Source organism: Streptomyces changchenzhani (genome assembly GCF_039766235.1).
GTDB lineage: Bacteria > Actinomycetota > Actinomycetes > Streptomycetales > Streptomycetaceae > Streptomyces.
This window is the reverse complement of sequence record NZ_JBDHNH010000011.1, coordinates 89,944-108,734: the sequence shown is the minus strand read 5'-3', so window position 1 is coordinate 108,734 and position 18,791 is coordinate 89,944. Positions and strand designations below refer to the sequence as shown.

General features: G+C 67.5%; 18 protein-coding genes and 3 pseudogenes. 11 read left to right on the top strand and 10 right to left on the bottom strand.

Annotation, left to right across the window (positions count from 1 at the left end):
* Positions 1-2: 2 nt before the first annotated feature.
* Positions 3-1,400 carry an NsdA family TPR-like regulatory protein gene (locus ABCR94_RS30695; RefSeq protein ID WP_347123789.1) on the top strand — a complete coding sequence of 466 codons (1,398 nt, stop codon included), beginning with the start codon at positions 3-5 and terminating at the stop codon, positions 1,398-1,400.
* Positions 1,401-1,448: 48 nt separating this feature from the next.
* Here the strand turns inward: ABCR94_RS30695 and ABCR94_RS30690 are convergent, their stop codons facing one another.
* The 8 genes and pseudogenes from ABCR94_RS30690 to ABCR94_RS30655 all read right to left on the bottom strand — a co-directional run.
* Positions 1,449-2,018: a DUF6262 family protein gene (locus ABCR94_RS30690; protein WP_347123787.1), complete on the bottom strand. Its 570-nt coding sequence runs from the start codon at positions 2,016-2,018 to the stop codon at positions 1,449-1,451.
* Positions 2,015-4,546 carry a tyrosine-type recombinase/integrase gene (locus ABCR94_RS30685; protein ID WP_347123786.1) on the bottom strand — a complete coding sequence of 844 codons (2,532 nt, stop codon included), beginning with the start codon at positions 4,544-4,546 and terminating at the stop codon, positions 2,015-2,017. The genes ABCR94_RS30690 and ABCR94_RS30685 overlap by 4 nt, the downstream gene beginning before the upstream one ends.
* Positions 4,543-5,649: a tyrosine-type recombinase/integrase gene (locus ABCR94_RS30680; RefSeq protein ID WP_347123784.1), complete on the bottom strand. Its 1,107-nt coding sequence runs from the start codon at positions 5,647-5,649 to the stop codon at positions 4,543-4,545. Before ABCR94_RS30680 ends, ABCR94_RS30685 begins: the two co-directional genes overlap by 4 nt.
* A 377-nt stretch (positions 5,650-6,026) precedes the next feature.
* Positions 6,027-6,818 (bottom strand): type II secretion system F family protein, encoded by a 792-nt coding sequence (locus ABCR94_RS30675; protein ID WP_347123782.1) that lies wholly within the window; start codon positions 6,816-6,818, stop codon positions 6,027-6,029.
* Positions 6,815-7,681, bottom strand: a complete 867-nt coding sequence (locus ABCR94_RS30670; RefSeq protein ID WP_347123781.1) for a type II secretion system F family protein — start codon at positions 7,679-7,681, stop codon at positions 6,815-6,817. The genes ABCR94_RS30675 and ABCR94_RS30670 overlap by 4 nt, the downstream gene beginning before the upstream one ends.
* Positions 7,681-7,980: pseudogene (locus tag ABCR94_RS30665) on the bottom strand (TadA family conjugal transfer-associated ATPase); the annotation flags it as partial. The gene ABCR94_RS30670 and the pseudogene ABCR94_RS30665, both read right to left, overlap by 1 nt.
* 179 nt (positions 7,981-8,159) lie before the next feature.
* On the bottom strand, positions 8,160-8,594 hold the full coding sequence (locus ABCR94_RS30660; RefSeq protein ID WP_347123779.1) for a hypothetical protein: 435 nt from the start codon (positions 8,592-8,594) through the stop codon (positions 8,160-8,162).
* An 852-nt stretch (positions 8,595-9,446) separates the two neighbouring features.
* A pseudogene (locus ABCR94_RS30655) lies at positions 9,447-9,708 on the bottom strand (ATP-binding protein); the annotation flags it as partial.
* Positions 9,709-9,728: 20 nt separating this feature from the next.
* Here ABCR94_RS30655 and ABCR94_RS30650 point away from each other — a divergent pair.
* Together ABCR94_RS30650 and ABCR94_RS30645 are read left to right on the top strand one after the other, a co-directional pair.
* Positions 9,729-9,989 (top strand): annotated as a pseudogene (locus ABCR94_RS30650) (ATP-binding protein); the annotation flags it as partial.
* 99 nt (positions 9,990-10,088) lie between these two features.
* Positions 10,089-10,583, top strand: a complete 495-nt coding sequence (locus tag ABCR94_RS30645; RefSeq protein WP_347123777.1) for an SRPBCC family protein — start codon at positions 10,089-10,091, stop codon at positions 10,581-10,583.
* A gap of 121 nt (positions 10,584-10,704) precedes the next feature.
* Here the strand turns inward: ABCR94_RS30645 and ABCR94_RS30640 are convergent, their stop codons facing one another.
* Positions 10,705-11,001, bottom strand: coding sequence for a hypothetical protein (locus tag ABCR94_RS30640; protein WP_347123776.1), 297 nt, complete (start codon positions 10,999-11,001; stop codon positions 10,705-10,707).
* A gap of 276 nt (positions 11,002-11,277) precedes the next feature.
* Here ABCR94_RS30640 and ABCR94_RS30635 point away from each other — a divergent pair, with 276 nt between their 5' ends.
* The 7 genes from ABCR94_RS30635 (at position 11,278) to ABCR94_RS30605 (ending at position 17,180) form a co-directional block, all read left to right on the top strand.
* Positions 11,278-11,745 carry a MauE/DoxX family redox-associated membrane protein gene (locus ABCR94_RS30635; protein ID WP_347123774.1) on the top strand — a complete coding sequence of 156 codons (468 nt, stop codon included), beginning with the start codon at positions 11,278-11,280 and terminating at the stop codon, positions 11,743-11,745.
* A gap of 2 nt (positions 11,746-11,747) precedes the next feature.
* A complete protein-coding gene (locus ABCR94_RS30630) occupies positions 11,748-13,346 on the top strand; it encodes a radical SAM protein (protein WP_347123772.1) in 1,599 nt (532 codons plus the stop codon).
* On the top strand, positions 13,343-14,143 hold the full coding sequence (locus ABCR94_RS30625; protein ID WP_347123770.1) for a class I SAM-dependent methyltransferase: 801 nt from the start codon (positions 13,343-13,345) through the stop codon (positions 14,141-14,143). Before ABCR94_RS30630 ends, ABCR94_RS30625 begins: the two co-directional genes overlap by 4 nt.
* Positions 14,144-14,253: 110 nt before the next feature.
* Positions 14,254-14,739, top strand: a complete 486-nt coding sequence (locus ABCR94_RS30620) for a hypothetical protein (protein ID WP_347123768.1) — start codon at positions 14,254-14,256, stop codon at positions 14,737-14,739.
* Between the two features lie 173 nt (positions 14,740-14,912).
* Positions 14,913-15,629, top strand: a complete 717-nt coding sequence (locus tag ABCR94_RS30615; RefSeq protein WP_347123767.1) for a Crp/Fnr family transcriptional regulator — start codon at positions 14,913-14,915, stop codon at positions 15,627-15,629.
* Positions 15,630-15,701: 72 nt separating this feature from the next.
* Complete coding sequence (locus ABCR94_RS30610; protein WP_347123765.1) at positions 15,702-16,277, top strand: redoxin domain-containing protein; 576 nt, start codon at positions 15,702-15,704, stop codon at positions 16,275-16,277.
* 6 nt (positions 16,278-16,283) lie between these two features.
* Positions 16,284-17,180: a cytochrome c biogenesis CcdA family protein gene (locus tag ABCR94_RS30605; RefSeq protein ID WP_347123764.1), complete on the top strand. Its 897-nt coding sequence runs from the start codon at positions 16,284-16,286 to the stop codon at positions 17,178-17,180.
* A gap of 182 nt (positions 17,181-17,362) precedes the next feature.
* Here ABCR94_RS30605 and ABCR94_RS30600 read toward each other — a convergent pair whose 3' ends face one another.
* Entirely contained in the window at positions 17,363-17,785 is a 423-nt protein-coding gene (locus ABCR94_RS30600; protein WP_347123762.1) for a MerR family transcriptional regulator, read from the bottom strand.
* Positions 17,786-17,849: 64 nt separating this feature from the next.
* Here ABCR94_RS30600 and ABCR94_RS30595 point away from each other — a divergent pair, with 64 nt between their 5' ends.
* A complete protein-coding gene (locus ABCR94_RS30595; RefSeq protein ID WP_347123760.1) occupies positions 17,850-18,737 on the top strand; it encodes an alkylmercury lyase family protein in 888 nt (295 codons plus the stop codon).
* Positions 18,738-18,791 lie beyond the last annotated feature (54 nt).

Here is an 18,791-nt window from a genome sequence, read left to right as displayed (position 1 = left end):
TCGTGACATCGACCGTCCGCCGGAGCCGTCCGCCCAACGCGGACCTGGCCCGGCTCATCGAAGGCTGCGGTGCGAGCCATAAGTCCCTGGCCCACCGGATCAACCAGCTCGCCCAGCAGGTCGGGACCGCGACCGACTACTCGCATACCTCGGTGGCAAACTGGTGCCGGCGCGGGATGACACCGAAGTGGCCGGTGCCCAGGCTCCTCGCCCAGGCGATCGGAGAACGGCTCGGGCGGCCCGTCACTCTTGCCGAAATCGGTATGGGCGATGCGCAGACACCGGACGCGAATATGGGGTTGGATTTCCCACGAGATCCCGCTGACGCCGTCCGCGTCGCCACTTCGTTCTGGAGCTCCGTGAACCGCCGCGATTTCCTCACCTATGGCGCATCCGGCTTCGCCGTTTCCGCGTTCACCACCCCCGTCACCCGCTGGCTCGTCACCCCCGCCGACGAGACCGCCGACCACGAGGGCGGCCATCAGGTCGGCCGCGCGGATCTCGACGAACTGCGCGAGGCCGCCGACGACGCCCGCCGCTGGGACTCCAAATACGGCGGCGGGAACTGGAAGGCCAACTCCGTCACCACCTGCCTCCAGGAACGGGCCGCCCCCTTGCTGCGGGGCTCCTTCGCCGACGACGTCGGCCGCGAGCTCTTCTCCGTAACCGGAGAGCTCTCAAGGCTGGCCGGGTGGACGGCCTTCGACGTCGGTGAACACGACGTCGCCCAACGGCACTTCATCCAGGCTCTCCGCCTCGCCCGTGCGGGCGGCGACGTGCAGCTGGGTTGCTATGTCCTGACCACGATGGCCATGCAGTCACTCCTGCGCGGGTTCGCCGGCGAGGCCGTCGATATGGCTCAGGGCGCCTTCGAGCGGGCGAAAGGCCATGCCGTGCCGAGGGTGCTGGCGTTCACCAAGCTGATCGAGGCCCGCGCTCACGCCCGCGAGAACGACCCCAAGGCCGCTTCGCGGGCCCTGGCCGCCTCCGAGGCCCTGCTGGAGCAGGCGAAGGACGACAGCGGCGACGAGCCCGCGTGGATCGACTTCTATCACCACGCCCGCCTGTCCGCGGACGCCGCCGAGGTCTTCCGCGACCTGAAGAACCCCAAGGCCGCCCTGGCCTGGAACCAGCGGGCCGCCGCCATGCCGTCCGGCACCTTCACCCGCTCCGTCGGCATGCGCCTGGCCATCGTAGGGACCGCCCACCTCCAAGCCCGCGACCTCGACCACGGCCTCGAACTGGGCAACCGCTCCGTCGACATCCTCGCCCGCGTCCAGTCATCCCGGGCTCTGGATTATGTCCGTGAGTTCAACAGCGCCCTCGCCCCCTGGCGGCGCGAGCCGGCAGTCCGCGAGTTCATCCACCGGACCAAGCAGGAACTCAACGTAGCCGCGTGAGTGGTGCCTGCGGCCGACTGACCGGCCGCCGCAGGCACCACTCAGACGTCACTCAGCGCGATTCTGGTCGCGCATCATGTTCCGTAGCGCAGTGCGGGCCGCGATCAGGTCGTCCTGAGCCTCAGCCAGGGCGGTCCGCAGCTGATCCCGCTCGGCTGTCACCGACATAAGGCCGTCATCTCGCTGCTGGAGCTGGGCGGTCAGCTCGTCGATGCGGGCGATCAGGTCGGCGGTGCCCGTCTGATCGACCTGCTGGCCGAGCCCGCGTTGCACGGCTCCCTTGAGCTTGTCCCGGTCCGCGCGGACCTTCCGCAGCTCCGCGCGGGTCAGCTCAAGGTCGGTGGCCAGACTCGCCGCACTCGCCCTCGCTCCTTCGCTCTGCTGACGGGACTTCGTGCCGTCCTGGCCCTTTCGGGCGGCCTCGATATGCTCCCGGACACCTTCGCTGTAGACGAGCCAGTTCGACACCCCCGCGGCCTTCGCCACCCCGAGAAAGGTGATCCGGTCGCCCTTGGTCTTCATCTCGTCGACCACGGCCAGGACCTTCGCCCGCTTCTCGCGGCTGTCCTTCTGGCGGGCCTCCAGAAGGACCTCGGCAGGTGTACGTGTCTTGCTCACGAGTCTTGTTCCGGAGGACCGAACCCGGGCATACCCAGCGTGACATGACGGCTGGAGTCCGATCCGGCGCGGAGTCTGCGCAGGACCCGGCTGGCCTCCTCGATCTCGGCGCGTTCCTGGTCTGTCATGCGTTCCAGCTTCGCTTTCATCTTCTCGATCACGCCCCGGTAGTCGCCGATCTCGCCTTCCAAACCGGTGATCGTGTAGTCGGCGACGCCCATGGCTTGGGCCAACTCCAAATTGGTCTTCAAGGCTCTCACGTGGTCCTCGATGGAGGGCAGGTGAGAGGGGTCGGGGTGGAACGAGGGACAGCCGGAGCACTGGTAGCGGATCGGGCAGGCATGGCCACCGGCTTTGACGTTGGAAGGTTCCTTGCAGTTGCCATACTGCACCGCCACCGATCCCATGTCGTACTCGATCGCAGAGGACATGGGGGCGGCGTTCCCGAAACGGTCCATGCTGTGCTTGCGCACCACGTCCATGGCCTCACGTTTCATTTTGTGGCTGACCCTGTAATACGCACCCGTAGTTTTGGGGTCATCGTGATCCATGAGTTCTTGAAGGACGTGCTGAGGGATACCAGCATCCGCATGCCTTTGGCAGAACGTGTGCCGGAAGGCATAGGGGAAGATCCGTTTCCTGTCGAACGGCAGAGGCATGCCGTCCGGCCCCAGCTCGTCCGAGTCCAGCGCCGGGATCAAGTCCACCCATTCACGGAGCCCGTCCGAGAGATAGCCGGGAAGAATATGATCGTGCACTTCACCGATAGCAGGGAAGAGTGCATTCGAGCTCCGCATCGGCAGGTCCAGCCCGGCGCGGACCTCCTTCCATGCCTTGATGACGTCGACGGTCTCGGAGTAGACGGGGAGACGCCGACGGAGTCGGCCCGCCTTCGTGTTGTCCCAGATCAGTTGATACTTCCCCTGATCAAATTCGAGACAGTTCAGCGACAGGCCCGCAATTTCACCGGTCCGCCTGCCGGTGTCGCGCATGATCACGTATGCGGTGCGGAATAGCGCCTTGATGGCTTCCCGCGGATACTGTCGACCATAGGAGAATATCTCCCCTGCCGTGTGCATATTCTGGTCGAGCTGGCGGATCACCACGTCGGGAAGACTCTTCCCGATCTCGTCTTCGTTCTCCTCCACTTCCTTGATCTTGTGGTGGCTGTGGCGAACGAATCGCGGTGAGAGCGATTCAGGAACACCCTCGCGGCGGCCGAATTCCAAGAGTTCGAAGAAGCGGCCCATGTAGCGGTTTTGGGTCTTGGGCCGGTATAGCTCGCCGTTGGGCCGGCGCGCGGTCTTAAAACCCTCGACGACGGCGTCAACGTCTGCATATTGGAGTGCAGATGGATCGATCCCTCCGCCGGGCCGCAGGTTCAGTGCCTTGGAGGCCATGACCGCCGCTTTAAGGTTCTCACGCAAGTCTCTGCGCTGGGACCCCGTGGTTCGTGCCCAGTGCATTACGACTTCCCGTAGCCATGCTTGGTGGACCAGGCTGAAATCGACTCCGCCGTGATTGAAGAGTGGACTGCCGTCAGCGACACCGAGCGAGGGAATCAACTGGCTCACGACCCGCATGTCCCAGGTGAGCTTTCGCGTAGGGTCGACGCCCCGGAAGTCGTCGATTGCCGAAGCCAGAGTCCATTGGAGCTCCGTAAGGAACGAGGATTCTCGGGCTCCCTTAAGGCTGCGGGGATCAGGTACTGCGTCGCCGCCGAATGCGATGCTGGGCAGGTCAGCAAGGAGCCTGACGGTGGTCTTCACGGCGCGAGGTGGCAGATTCTGTCCACGTGCGTCGCGTTGTTGGAGAGCGTAGAGCATTTCAAGCCGGGCCAACGGGGCGAGGGGGGCGAGAGAAAACATCTTGACGGACATGTAAGGCGGCGCGTGCTCAAGCCACTTGGCGAGCGCGGCCTTGTCGTCTGCTGCGACTCCGGATACTTTTCGGGACTCTCCCCACTGGTTTACGTGAATCATGCACAGTCCGGGATGCCGGTTCGTTCCCGCACGGCCGCAACCTCGTACTACGCATTCGGGCAGCGCTTCATACGCACGTTGCGACCCGACCCAAGTAGGAAGATCGGAATGAAGCCCGCGTATAACACTAGCCTTGTGCCACCCCTGATAGTGAGCCTGGCATAGCCCCCGCGTGCTGTTGTAGCGCGCACACTTCGGCACGATGCAGATTTCGATTGTGTCGAACCGCCGATTCCGCTGGGGAACGAACGACTTCTCGAAATCCGCGCTGGTTAGACCGCTGAGACGGAGTTCGCGACTGCACCCGGTGCAAAATCGCGACAAGTCCGTTGCCACGTCGCACTCATTGATCTCGCACAGCCGCACGATAGTACGGGGATTGTTGACGTCGCCGGTGAACAACAGATGGTCGGCGTTCCATTCTCCGGGGCGCCAGCGCGGGTCAACGATGTCGTGCAGCCACGCTTCCCACTGTGCGAGCAACTGGTCCGCAGCCTGTGAGCCGGCGGGAAGAAGGGGGCTGACGGGCAGTGTGGCGAGGCTCACTGGTCGGCCCTGCCATGGATTTCGGCAACGAGGGTCACCGCAGCGCGCATCTCTTGGTCACTGGCGTGGTGGTAGCGGATTTGAGAATGCGGAGACTGGTGTCCGGCGAGCTTCTGGATTACATCGCGGCGAGTTCCCTCGCGCACCCACCTGGTCAGGGCGGAGTGGCGGAGCATGTGGGGATGAGCGGTGAGCCCAGCCTTGTTCGCCAGGCGCTTGAACAGTTCATAGGTGCTGGCGTACTTCATCGGTTGGCCGAGCGGCGCGGCGAAGAGGTTCACGAACACCATGTCGCAGTCCGCAGCCTCAGGGACGCTGTCGCGTTCCCACTGGAAGTCTGCGTAAAGACCGCCGACATCCTCGCCCACTGGGATCCAGCGTGGGTGACGGGATTTGGCCAGTGCCCCGTTAGCGTTCTGCCTGCGCTGGATGTGGATGTGAGGACCCGGAACCCGGCAGCCCAGCAACGTGGAGTTGGGCAGCAGGTGCATGTCCTCACGACGCAAGCCAAGGGCCTCTCCGATACGGATTCCCGTGACGGACAGAAGGGTGATCAGGAAACGGTCCCGGGCGTGCCGAGTGTGGTCAAGGACCTGTCGAATCTCATCGTCTGTCAGGTATTCGAAGCCCGGAATGGCGACCTTGAACTTGATGGTCTTCACGTTCATCGTGACCGGTTGACGGCCCTCGCCCCGAGGGAGGCCGGCGGGAAGGAAATGTAGCGTCTTGGGCTCGGAGAGCAGTGCCACTACATCGGCTGCCACGCGACCGGTCAGGGCGCCGTAGCGCAGGAACTGGCAGACCGTGGTCACGATCGCGTTCGCGGTGCTCTTGCGTCGGAAGCGTGGCTCAACCGCCGACGCACGGCGGCCCTTTGGCGGCAGCGGCTCGTCCACCAGCCAGCGTAGGAACGCGGCGAGCTGGCGCATGGTCGGGGCGGCCCAGTCAACCCCGGCGTCAACGCAGTACGACAGATACAGGGCTATCCGACCCGCGTACGTGCGCTCGGTATTCACCGAGGCGTCCTCCTGGTCACGCAGGGCAGCCAGGTAGCCGGACGCCTCCTTGTGCAGTTCGTAGTCAGCACTGACGACGACCCACATGGGGGAGCCATCAGCGGGGGAGATGGCCTTCTCCGCGCGATGCGAGCGAGGGGCCTGGACTGTTGCTTCGTATGTCACTTGAACCCAGGTGATAGGTGTGAGGCACGTATAGCCTCACCATACGTGGCTCACGTGCCAGCAAGCTCTACTGGTCCCCATATAACGATCGTCCCCATCGCGTACTCGGAGGTCGTCATCCCCGCGTCTGTGCCCCCGGCCCTGATCGCCGCCGTGCGCACTCGCACCTGTGCCAAAGCCCGCACCCAGATTCGCGCCATTACCGTCATTTCAACCCCCAGGTCATTTCCACTATCGCGATTCATTTCGGTCGCCTTCTCGTCGCTTGGAGCTCTCACTTCGATTGCCGTCAATTGCCGTCAATTGCCGTTCATCAGGCCGCCCGCCAGTCCGATCACCACCGGCACCACCCCTGTCACCAGGAACGCAGGCAGGAAGCAGAGCCCCACGGGCCCGACCATCAGCACCCCCGCCCGGCCCGCCCGAGCCGCCGCCTCCCGCGCCCGTTCGGCACGCAGACCGTCGGCCAGTCGGGACACCGGCTCCGCCGCCGGAGCCCCGGTGGCGCCCGCCCGTTCCAGGCAGCGGGCCAGCCCCGCGGCGCCCGGTATCGCACCCAGCCGCCCCCACGCGGCGGCCGGTTCCCCGCCGAGCCTCAGCTCCGCGGCGGTCCGCGCCAGCCGGTCACCGACCGGGCCGCCGAGCGACTCCCCGACCGCCTCCGCCGCCTCGCGCGGACCGGCGCCGGCCGAGATACAGGCCGCCAGGAGATCGGCGGCAAGGGGAAGTTGGCGCACGTCGACAGCCGTCTCGTCGCCGTCGGAGGACCTGCGTCCGCGCTGCCAGCGCACCACGCCGTACGCCGCCGCCACCCCGATCGCGGCGCCGACCATGCCACCGACCAGCACAATGCCGGTGACCACGGCCCCCAGCGGCGGCGTCCAGCGCTTCACCCACGCGCCGAACTCCGGCCGCGCCCACCACGACCGCCGCCCGCGCCCAGCCCCGTTCACCCGCACCGCCAGCAGCAACCCGAGCCGCCTGCGCGACCGCCGCCCCCGCCGGCGCCCCGCCCACCCGAACGCCAGCCACGCCCCGGCGGCCACCACCAACACCGCCACCCCCAGCCTGTGGACAACTTCCGCGCTCACGACTCCTCCCCCCGTCGCACGATCCGCCCGGCCCACCACAGCCCCGCGCCCTCCAACAGCCCGCCTGCCAGCAGGCACCCGAACCCCGCCGGGGTGTGCAGCAGCACCCTCAGCGGCTGCGCCCCCAAGGCGCTGCCGATCAGCAGCCCCGCCACCGGAAGCAGCGCCAGAAGCGCCACGGTCGCCCACGCCCCGGCCAACTGGGCGCGCAGATCAGCCCGCTGATGCCGCTCGGCCCGCAACGCGCCCTCCAGCCGGTCAAGCCCGGCTGCGAGGCCCGCCCCGCCGTCCACCGCCACCCGCCAGCAGGCGGCGACACCCACGAGCCCGTCAGCCCCGGGCTCCCGCGAAGCCCTCCGCAGCGCCTCCGGCACGTCACCGCCGAATCGCGCCGCCGCCATCACCTCGGCCTCCGCCGCGCCCAGGCCGCCCGTGCCCGTGGCGGCGAACAAGGCCTGTCCCGGCTGCCGCCCCGCCCGCAGCTCGCCCGCCACCGCCCCGCACAGGGCGATGACTTCGCCGGCCCGCCGCTCGCACTCCCGCCGCCGCGCCCCGGCCCGCAGCCGACGCCCCACCAAGGGCACCGCCACCGCACCAGCGATCAAGGGCAGCAACGACTCGGCCAGCACGGCGACCAGCACCGCCACCGGCACGCACAGCCACTCCCGCCGCCCCCGGCGCCGCACCAGGGCCGACAACCTCTCCCACCACGCCGAGACGCCCCCTTCGCCGTCCCCGGAATCCACCGCGCCGCCCGCCAACAGCAGCCGGGCGCGCCGCTGGTCCCCCTCACGCCCCAACGTCAGCCAGGCCAATGCCGCGCACACCGCAGCCGCGTACACCGGACCCGATCCAACCCCCATCACAGCGCACCCCCGATCAGCGCGCGCAGCCGTCCCCAGCCGCGCTCACGGGCGAAGGCGTCCGCGCGCCACCGCAGCGCCGGCACCGTCACCACGAGGCCCGCCGCGTCCCGCTCCAGCACATGCACCTCGGCGACCCGCCGCAGCCCCTCGCGGTCCCGCACAAGATGGACCACCACCGCCAGCGCGGCCCCCAACTGACTGTGCAGCGCCGCCCGGTCGAGCCCCGCCGTGGCACCGAGCGCCTCCAGCCGCGCCGGAACGTCTGCAGCCGCGTTGGCGTGCACCGTCCCGCATCCTGTCGGGGTGCGCGAAAGATTTCAGTGGCCACGTCTCTGACCTGGGCGCTGAAATCTCTCGTGCGGTGACTTGAGTCACATCAGGCGCACGAAAGATTTCAGTGCCCGAAAGCTGTCAAGGATGCGTCCGCCACCTACGTCACTCAACGTGGCGAGCAGAATAGGACTCTTTACGCAGGTCAGTACTCTGGCGGAAAGAGACCGTTCTCCCCGAGGGCGTCAGCGGCGGTGCGCAGGAACGTGTTGTACGGCTCCCGAGCCTGCGACTGAAGGAAGCCGAGGTCAGGCGCCTCTGGGCCCAGCCCGTCCGCCGCCAGGAGTTCGGTGTATCCAGGCGACGGCGGGGTCAGGGGGCCGGTGTCCAGGTCCTTGAGGGCTGCGATGGCGCGACCGGTTGCTCTGCTGAGGAGGACGAACCTCTTGGCCATCTCCAGCGCGGCTTCTGTCACCGGGCGGGTGGCGTCCAGGTAGAGGAGGACACGGACTCGCTGAACCTCGTTCTGCCGGTACCTGAGCGCCTTCTTCCACCGTTTGTGTGCGTCCTCGATCCACGCTTCGCGCTGGTCGGGGAAGCGCTGAACGCGATCGAGGGGAGTCAGCGTCGTGGAGAGCATGTCCAGTGTAGGTTCCGCGCTTCGGTGTCCAACGGCACCGCTGCAACCAGCAGGGCATCGGCGTTCCACGTTCGTGTCCACCGAACGCGTTCCGCAGAACGTGTCCAATCCTCGGCTCTGACGGCGCAGCGACGATCGAGCCCGGCGGAGGCAAGTGGGTGGACCTGCGATTACGCAGAACCGCGTCCAATCGGCCAGCCGTTGGACACGGCGGCGAGGAATTGGACACCGAGCTGCGGAACCTACATCCAGGTAGCGGTCGGACGTCTCGGCGAAGTTGGCGTTTGTTATCTAGGGTTGTCAAGCATCTTGGCAGTTCAGAGGAATAGAGCCTGTTGAGGCACATGAGGCACGTTGTGACAGGCAGCTGGCGGAAGGGCCCGTTCGAGGGCGTCCCAGATGAGTTCAGCCTCTGCACACGTCACGCAGCGTGTCACTCACCGTAGTCCCGCACGCAGTGGCCGACAGGAGCGCTCAGTAACCGCTGGCTCAGTCACAAGCGGTCGTCGCGAAAGCGAAGAGCAGCAGACGCCGACCGGACCGACGACCTGCGAAGCCGCGCAGGAGTGACTGCATGGCCAAGATCGGTCGGGACACAGCAGCCAAGATGGACGTCGCCGCCGACGTGGACGAGGCGGAGTGTCCAGATGAAGCGGCGTTGGCTTCATCGTGTTCGCTTTTAAGGCCGGCCAGGCGGGGCTTTTCCGCGATTACGGGGAATAGTCCGCGATCGACACCATCCATAGCCCCTGTGCGCGGTCAGCGGGGCATCCGGGTGAGCGGACATTTCTGATCCCTGTAGGCGGACAGCTGATCTCCCTGTCCGGTATGACTATTTGTCCCTCGGTTGGGTCAGCTCAGCGGGGTGACGCCCTGGCCGGTGGTGGCCTGGGTGAGTCGCAGGGACGATCCTTCGGTGAGGACGATGTGCGCGTGGTGCAGGAGCCGGTCGACGGCCGCAGTGGCGAGCGTCTTGGGCATGATCGTGTCGAATCCTGAGGGGTGCAGGTTCGACGTGACGATGACCGACCGGCGCTCGTAGGCGGCGTCGATGATCCGGTAGAACGCCTCGGCGGCGGCCTGGCCCGACGGGCAGCATGCCAATGTCGTCGATCTATGCGGATATCCGCATAGCTCGATGACATTGGCCTGCTGCCCGTCGGCGAGGACGCCGCCGAGGCGTTCTACCGGATCATCGATGCCGCCTACGAGCGACGTTCCATCGCGGTGACCAGCAACATTCACCCCTCGGGCTTCGACACGATCATGCCGAAAACTCTCGCGGGCGCGAGCACTGACCGCCTCATGCACCACGCTCACCTCGTGACCACCACCGGCGACTCGCACCGCCTTGCCGAGGCCCTCGCCGGGAAGGGAGTGGTCCCCTTGAACTGACCCCCCACCCCCAGGAACACCACTGGCCACACGCCTGGGTTTCTGATGGCCACCAGCCTGGGCCCCCAACGGCCACCTACCTGGGCATCTCAATGACCGTTGACAGGGGCTGGCCGGCGCACGCGTCCGCTGGGGTCGCAAACGGTCGACATCGCAGCACCGAGGGAGGTTGTGTTCGATGTGATCGCCCAGCCGTATCTGGGTCGGGCCACCGGAGCGATGCGGGAGAAGGTGCGTGTGCTGGAGCGCGGCAGTGACATGGTGCTCGCCGCGCACTTCACTCCGGTCGCGGGCGGGCGGCTGACAGCGACCACGGTCGAGACAGTGCGGTTCACCCATCCAGAGCGCATCGATTTCCGCCTGGTGCGCGGGCCGGTGCCCTCCGTCACCGAGTCGTTCCGGCTTACCGAGCACGCATCGGGGACTCGGCTGGAGTACCGGGGTGAGATGGGGACCGACGGATGGGCCCTGGGGAGTCGCTGGGGCCGTCTGGTTGCTGCGCGCTGGGAGGAGACGGTCGCTGCGTCGCTGACGTCCCTCAAGGACGAAGCCCAACGGCGCTCGCGGCACACGACGCCCGCTGCCGGATCATGAGGTGACGGACGCCGTGGCCCCCGCCTCGGCGGTGGCCCGGAACCAGATTGCGCCGCCGGCTCTGGCAGCCACCACGCTTCGGGAGCGGAGCGGTGCGCATGGCAGCGCCAAGGGAGGGGATCTACTTCACTCGCTTCGCACCGGTGATCAGTTTGGTGACGAATTTCTCGCCATCGGCGTACGCGAGGTCGTGGGTGTAGTTCTCGGAGACGTACTGGCGTCGCCCGGTTTCCGTGTCGATGACCAGCACCCGGAATCCGAGGGCGCTGCAGCCGCGTCTGAACGGGACGCCGACACCCATCTGGCCCTCTGCGATGTCGATCGCGAAACGCTCGCGGCTGACCACGGTGTCTGCCGATGGCGCCGGCCGTCGGCCGAAGCCGATGGTGCGCGGTCCGATTCGGATGGTATGGCGCATAACGCCTCCCGAAAGTGGTCTTCAACGTTACGCCTGCATCGGGCGTAGGGGCAGAGGGCAAGGCGGGAGCGAAGCGCCGGCCGGGGTTGGACCCCTGCCGCGGATCACCCGCGGGTCGACTCGCCGCCGACGTCACCGCCACACACTCGTGGCGGGTCTCATCAGGGACACGGATCGGTTTCGCCGAGCGATGGCCTCCTGACGCTCGGATATTGAGTCCGGTTCGGTGAGCGGCCTTACAGTTCTCCGCTTGTTTCGCGGCGTAGCGTCCTGGCCATGGTGCTGCGATTGGTTCTGGGCACGGTGTACTCGGCGATGGCCCTCGGCCAGCTCGCCTCGTTCGGGCAGATGCCGGGCATCCTCGCCGCGTACGGGCCCGTGAATCACGTGGTCGCGTCTGCACTGGCCGTGGTGTTGATCATCGGTGAGCTGGTGTGTGGGGTGTGGTTCCTGGCCCGCCCGCGCTCGAAAGCGATCACCCCGGTGTGGGTGTACACGGCGGTTTCCCTGGTGTGGAGCACGCTGGCGGTGCAGGCGTTCGCCCGAGGGCTGACGGTCGAGAACTGCGGTTGCTTCGGCGTGTACCTGTCGCAGCGGCTCGGATGGTTCGTTCTGGTGCAGGACGGGCTGACCCTCCTGTACGCGGCACTGCTGCTGCGCACTGCACGCAGCGGAGCCCCGCGCGGGGCCAGGGCACCGGGCAAAGGCGGCTCATACGAGGTCACTGAAGCGGAAAGGCGATAGCAGTGGAGAAAACAGGTCAAGCAGACGGCGCAGAGCGGGGCGAAAGCAAGGCACAGAAACGCGACCGGGACGAAGTGTTCGTGGAGTTCACCAAGTCGATCTGCCCGGTCTGCAAGATTCCGGTCGATGCTCAGGTCAACGTCCGGGAGAACAAGGTCTTCTTGCGTAAACGCTGCAAGGAGCACGGCGGGTTCGAGGCGCTGGTGTACGGGGACGCGGAGGAGTACATGTCCTCGGTCCGGTTCAACAAGCCGGGCACCATCCCGCTCACCTTCCAGACCGAGGTGAAAGACGGCTGCCCGAGCGACTGCGGACTCTGCCCGGAGCACAAGCAGCATGCCTGCCTGGGCATCATCGAGGTCAATACCGGCTGCAACCTGGACTGCCCGATCTGCTTCGCCGACTCCGGTCATCAGAGCGACGGTTATTCGATCACGCACGAGCAGTGCGAGCGGATGCTCGACGTCTTCGTGGAGTCCGAGGGCGAGGCAGAGGTGGTGATGTTCTCCGGGGGAGAGCCCACCATTCACAAGCACATCCTCGACTTCATTGATCTTGCCCAGGCCCGCCCCATCAAGAACGTCAACCTCAACACGAACGGCATCCGCCTCGCCACGGACAAACGCTTCGTCGCCGAGTTGGGCAAGCGCAACCAGGTGCCGGGCCGGTCGGTGAACATCTACCTCCAGTTCGACGGCTTCGAAGAGCGCACCCACCGGGAGATCCGGGGCAGGGACCTGCGTACGTTCAAGCAGCGGGCCCTGGACAACTGCGCCGAGGCCGGGCTGACCGTCACGCTTGTCGCCGCTGTCGAGCGCGGCCTGAACGAGCACGAGCTCGGCGACATCGTCGAGTTCGGCATCGACCACCCCGCTGTCCGGTCGGTGGCCTTCCAGCCGGTCACACACTCAGGGCGGCATGTGGAATTCGATCCGCTGGAACGGCTCACCAACCCTGACGTCATCAAGCTGATCAACACCCAGCGCCCGCAGTGGTTCCAGAAGGGCGACTTCTTCCCCGTCCCCTGCTGTTTCCCCACCTGCCGCTCCATCACCTACCTGCTCGTCGACGGGAAGCCGGGACAGCGGATTGTCGTACCCATTCCGCGTCTGCTCCACGTCGAGGACTACCTCGACTACATCACCAACCGCGTCATGCCCGACGCCGGCATCCGCGAGGCCCTGGAGAAGCTGTGGTCGGCCTCCGCGTTCATGGGCACCGCGACGACAGAGGAGAAGCTACAGGCCACCGCCGAGGCACTGGACTGCGCGGACGCCTGCGGCATCGACCTGCCCGAGGCGGTCAAGAACCTGAACGACAAGGCGTTCATGATCGTGGTCCAGGACTTCCAGGACCCGTACACCCTCAACGTCAAACAGCTGATGAAGTGCTGCGTCGCGGAGATCACCCCCGACGGGCGCCTCATCCCCTTCTGCGCCTACAACTCCGTCGGTTATCGCGAAGAGGTCCGCGCGCAGATGTCCGGCGTCCCCGTCGCCCAGGTCGTGCCCAACGCCCTGCCGCTCGCCGACCGGCTCACCATGACGCCGTACGGGTCCAAGACCGCCCGGGCCACGACCGGACAGGAGCCCACCCCATGAGTCGGCAGCCCACGGGCGACGACATCAAGGCGTGCTGCGCCGCCGCGTACTCCTCCGACGCCGTCGCCCTCCTACTGGGCGATTCCTACCACCCCGGCGGCACCACACTCACCCGGCGCCTCGCCGACGCCCTCACCCTCACCCCGGGCCGACGGGTCCTCGACGTCGCCTCCGGCCGCGGGACGACGGCGCTGCTTGTCGCCGACACTCACGGCGTCGAGGTGGACGGCGTGGACTACTCCGCCGCCAACACCGCCCTCGCCCAAGGAGCGGCCCAGGCGGCGGGGCTGGCCGAGAGGGCCCGCTTCACCACCGGCGACGCCGAGAAGCTTCCGTACACTGACGGCGTCTTCGAAGCAGTGGTGTGCGAGTGCGCGCTGTGCACCTTTCCCGACAAGGCGGCAGCGGCAGCGGAGTTCGCCCGCGTTCTGCGTCCCAGTGGGCGTCTCGGAATCACCGATGTCACCGCCGAACCCGCCCGCCTGCCGCCAGAGCTGGCCGGTCTCGGCGCCCGGATCGCCTGCATCGCCGACGCCCGGCCCCTGGCCGAGTACTCCCGCATCCTCGCCCAAGCGGGACTGCGCACGATCACCACCGAACGCCACGACTCGGCAATGTTGCGCATGATCGACCAGATCGAGGCTCGTCTGAGCGTGCTTCGGATGACAGCCCCGGACAAGCTCACCGCCGCAGGCGTCAACCTTGAAGCCGCCCCGGGCGTGCTCGGCGCGGCGCGCACAGCCGTCGCAGACGGAGCTCTCGGCTACGCCCTGCTCATCGCGGTGAAGGACAACTGAAAACCGGCTGGACAACCGCCCGGTAGGTAAGCGTGCTCACATACCTGATCCGCCACCAGTTCTAGCGTCGGCCGTAGAAGAGAAGCCCGCACACCGAGAGGACACTCACCATGACCGCCACAGTGCAGGTATCGCCCAGGACAGCCCTCGTCCCGGTCCATGTCGCCTGGGGTGCTGCGGCCGGTCTGGCCGGGGGCGCCGGGATGGGGATCTGGATGTCGGTTTCGCGACCGATGATGGACACCGCGATGATCACGATGGTTGCCGGGCTCCTCGGCTCCACCAACGCCGTCGCGGGCTGGCTGATCCACCTGTCCATCGCACTCCTCGCCAGCATCACCTTCGGAGCCCTGCTCGGACAGTTCGCCCGGCGCCTCGTGCCCGCCGCCGTCCTCGGCTTGCTCTACGGCGCGGTGTGGTGGGTGGTAGGCGCCCTGTGGATCATGCCCGCCAACATGGGCATGCCTGTCTTCGCATGGAACGACGTCACCCGTTCCAGCCTCGGTGCCCACCTCGTGTTCGGGCTGCTCGCAGGTCTGACCTTCGTCGCCATTGCGAAGGTGGGCGGCAAGCGCACCGGCCGGGCCGCAGGATGACACCGCAACCCCTCGGGGGAGCTTCCGGCCCCGGCGCACCGCTCCCGACCGGCGCACAGGATCGTGCCCCTGACCGCTACTGTCTCGCCGACAGCGCAGGTGCGCTGGCCAGCCCGTCATGGGGCACTGCGCCCCCGCCCTGGGCACCGGGACGACGTGAGGAGCCGCATCACATGACCCACACCGGTGACGATGCCGACAAGACGTGGTGCATCTCCGAGGTCGACATCTTCCGCGATCTCACCGAGCCGGAGATGGACGCGATCGCCGCTGCGGCTCCGATGAAGACCTACGGCGCGGGCGAACTGCTCTACTCCCCGTCCCAGCCGTCCGAGGTTCTCTTCATTCTCAAAGCGGGCCGGGTCCGCATCTTCCGGGTCTCCGCCGAAGGCCGCGCCCTGACCTGCGCGATCATCAGCCCAGGCACGATCTTCGGGGAGATGGTGCTGCTCGGCCAGCGTATGCACGACAACTTCGCCGAAGCCCTGGACGACGTCACCGTCTGCGTCATGAGCCGCACCGATGTCCACCGCTTCCTGCTCTCCGATGCACGGATCTCAGCGCGGATCACCGAGATCCTCGGCCAGCGTCTCACCGACCTCGAACAACGCCTGTCCGACAGCGTCTTCAAGTCCGTGCCCCAGCGCATCGCCACCACGCTGCTGACTCTCGCCGCCGAAACCCGGCCCCGGTTTCTCGGGGTCCGAAGCCCCCAAATCGCCCTCACCCACCACCAGATCGCTGCCCTCGCCGGCACCTCCCGCGAGACCACCACCAAGTCCTGCGTGACTACGCCGGACAAGGGCTCATCCGCCTCGCACGCGGGCGCATCACCGTCCTCGACCTCGCGCGGCTCACCGATCACGCGGGCTGACGTCACCAAACCGTAAGCACCCAGGCTCCCCGCCCACCATGCCGGGCGATCTACATTCAGACCCGACCCCAACCTCCAGGAGCCCGTCATGCGTGCCCGCTCGTATCTGCCGGCCCTCTTGGCCGCCACGACGCTCACTCTGGTCGGCTGCGGCTCGGACAGCGGCGCCGGCTCAGGTAACCCGCCAGCGATCGACAGCGCCTCGAAAAGCAGCGCCCCCGCCGCTCCGCAAAGCCCAGCGAGTTCCTCGACGACGGTCCCGGAGGCACTGCGCTTCACCGGAACGACCGTTGACGGCAAGCCGTTCGACGGCGCCACGCTGGCGGGCAAGCCCACCGTGCTGTGGTTCTGGGCCCCTTGGTGCCCCAAGTGCAAGGCCCAGGGGCCGGAGACCGCCAAGGTGGCGGACCAGTTCAAGGGCGAGGCCAACGTCGTGGGCGTGGCCGGCCTCGACAAGCAGGCAGCCATGAAGGACTTCGTCGCCTCGGCGAAGGTCGGAGGCTTCCCCAACCTGTCCGACGAAGCCGGCGACATCTGGAAGAAGTTCGAGATCACGCAGCAAAGCGTCTACGTCATCCTCGACAAGGACGGCAAGACCGTCTTCACCGGCAACCTGCCCGCAGGCAAGGGCCTGGCCGACAAGGTCAGCAAGCTCGTCGGCTGACCCGCCGTGTCCGACCTGCCCCTCGCCCTCGCCCTCACCGCAGGCATGCTCGCCGCCGTCAATCCGTGCGGCTTCGCCCTCCTCCCCGCCTACCTCTCTCTGCTCGTCCTGGGCGACGACAGCCCCACCCGCCCCGCCGCCGTCGCCCGCGCCCTGGCCGCAACCGCGGCCATGACCGCCGGATTCGCTGCCGTGTTCGCCCTCTTCGGACTCGCCGTCGCACCCGTCGCCGGCCAGGTGCAGGAACATCTGCCCTGGTTCACCATCGTCTTCGGCCTGCTGCTGGCCCTCGTCGGCTGCTGGCTGCTGGCAGGCCGCGACCTGCCCACGCTGCTTCCCAAGCTCCGTCGCGCGCCTACCGTGACCCGGTCCGCGGGGTCGATGGCACTGTTCGGCGCCGCCTACGCGATCGCCTCGCTCGGCTGCACCATCGCCCCGTTCCTCGCCATCGTGGTCTCCGCGTTCCGCAGCGGATCAACCCTTGAGGGCGTCGTGCTGTTCGCGGCGTACGCTGCCGGGATGGGCGCGATCGTCGGCGCCGCCGCACTGTCCGTCGCGCTGACCCGCACCGCCCGCGTCGGCCGACTCCGCCGCCTCGGCTCGGTCGCCTCACGCCTCGGCGGCGGCCTGCTGCTCCTGGTCGGCGCCTACGTGGCGTACTACGGCTGGTACGAGATCCGGACCCTGCGCGGTGGGACCGTGAGCGACCCCGTGATCGACACAGCAGGCACTATCCAGCGGTGGATTGCCGAGAGCCTGGACTGTATCGGCGTTCCCATTGTGGCCGCCGCGCTCGGCGTGCTGCTCGTCGTCGCCGTGGCCATTCACCGCCACAAAACGCGCCAGGAAGCTTCCGGCACCGCCGAGGACCCCAGCTCTCCAGAACATGAGCGTCACACTTGATGCCGCTCTCCAGGGGGGTGAGAGCGGGCCCGCCCGGTCCTGTGAACGTCATCCGCGCAGCCCGTCACACCTCATGCCCTCCGGAGTCGAGCGGGAGCGCGTGAAACCCGGAAGGCCCGCCAGGAAGAGCTGAGCAACGTCCGGCACTGACCAGGCCGGGCCCGTGGGTCGAGTCTGTCGGTTCAGTGCGGTGTCGCGGCGTCGGGTCGGACGGATTCGAGGTCGAAGGCGGCCAGCAGTGGGCACATCCGGTCTGCCCTGGGCATGTCGCACGTGTTGGCCAGCTGCTCCAGCGCGGCACGGATCGTCGTGAGGGAGTCGATTTTCGCGGTCACTTCCTCGATCTTCGTTCGCGTGAGATCGAGGACGTCGTGGCAGTTGTCCGGGCCGCCTTCGGCCAGGCGCAAGAGGCTCTCGATGTCCCTGAGAGTGAAGCCGAGGTCCTGGGCGTCCTTGATGAAGCGGACCACCCGCACCGCCCCGGGGTCGTACTGCCGGTATCCGGAACTCAGCCGCTCCGGCAGCGCCAGCAGGCCGCGGCGCTCGTAATACCGCAGCGTCTCGACCGTCACCCCGGAAGCGGCCGCCACCTCTCCGATACGCATGTACTCCAGTCTGGCAGGCGCCGGGCTTGACCCTGAAGCGGGCTACGGGGTGCAGCATCGTCACATGATCATCGAACTGCGTTCCGTCCCGGACTGCCCCAACCTGCCGCCGGCCCGTGACCTCCTGCGCGCCTGCCTCGCCGAGCTCGGTCTCCCGCTGTCGATCACCGAAGTGGTCGGCGCGTACCCGTCCCCGTCGGTGCTGGTGGACGGCGTGGACGTGATGGGCACCCCGGCCGGCGGATCGTCGTCCTGCCGCCTCGACGTACCCACCACCGACGCGATCCGGGCGGCGCTGCGACGCGCCATCGCCGAGCGTGACGGTTCAGCCTGCTGCGAGGGCGGCCCGATCCGCGCCGACCGGCCGCACCGGGCCGCCGACCTGCCCGCCGAGCTGCGCGAGGTGTACCGGTCCGTACTACGGCACTTCGCCACCACCGGCACCGCCCCGGCCCACGCCGACCTCGCCGTGCCCGCCGGCATCGATCCCGCCGACGCCCTGGCCAGGCTCGCCGCGCTGGATCTCCTCGCCATCGACGAAGGCCGACTGGTCGCCGCGTACCCCTTCTCGCCGACCCCCACCGGTCACGTGGTCCGGCTCGGGGCCGTCTCCGTCCACGCCATGTGCGCCATCGACGCCCTCGGGATGTCCGCCATGCTCGGCCAGGACACCGTCATCACCTCCACCGACCCGCACACCGGCGAACCCGTGCGGGTCACCACGAGTGGTATCGAGGCTGCCTTCACCCCGGCCGACGCTGTCGTGGTCTACGCCGCCTCCGGCGCGACGGGCCGATCCGTCGACACCTGCTGCACCACTATCAACTTCTTCGCCTCACAGGACAGCGCCGACGCCTGGATCACCACGCGCCCGCACCTCACCGCCACTGTCCTCGACCAGCGATCCGCGGTCGTGCTCGGCCGGGACATCTTCGGACCGCTCCTGAGCTGACGGGGTCTATCAGGAATTCAGGAATTCCCTGACGCCCTCTCGTCTCCGCCTAGC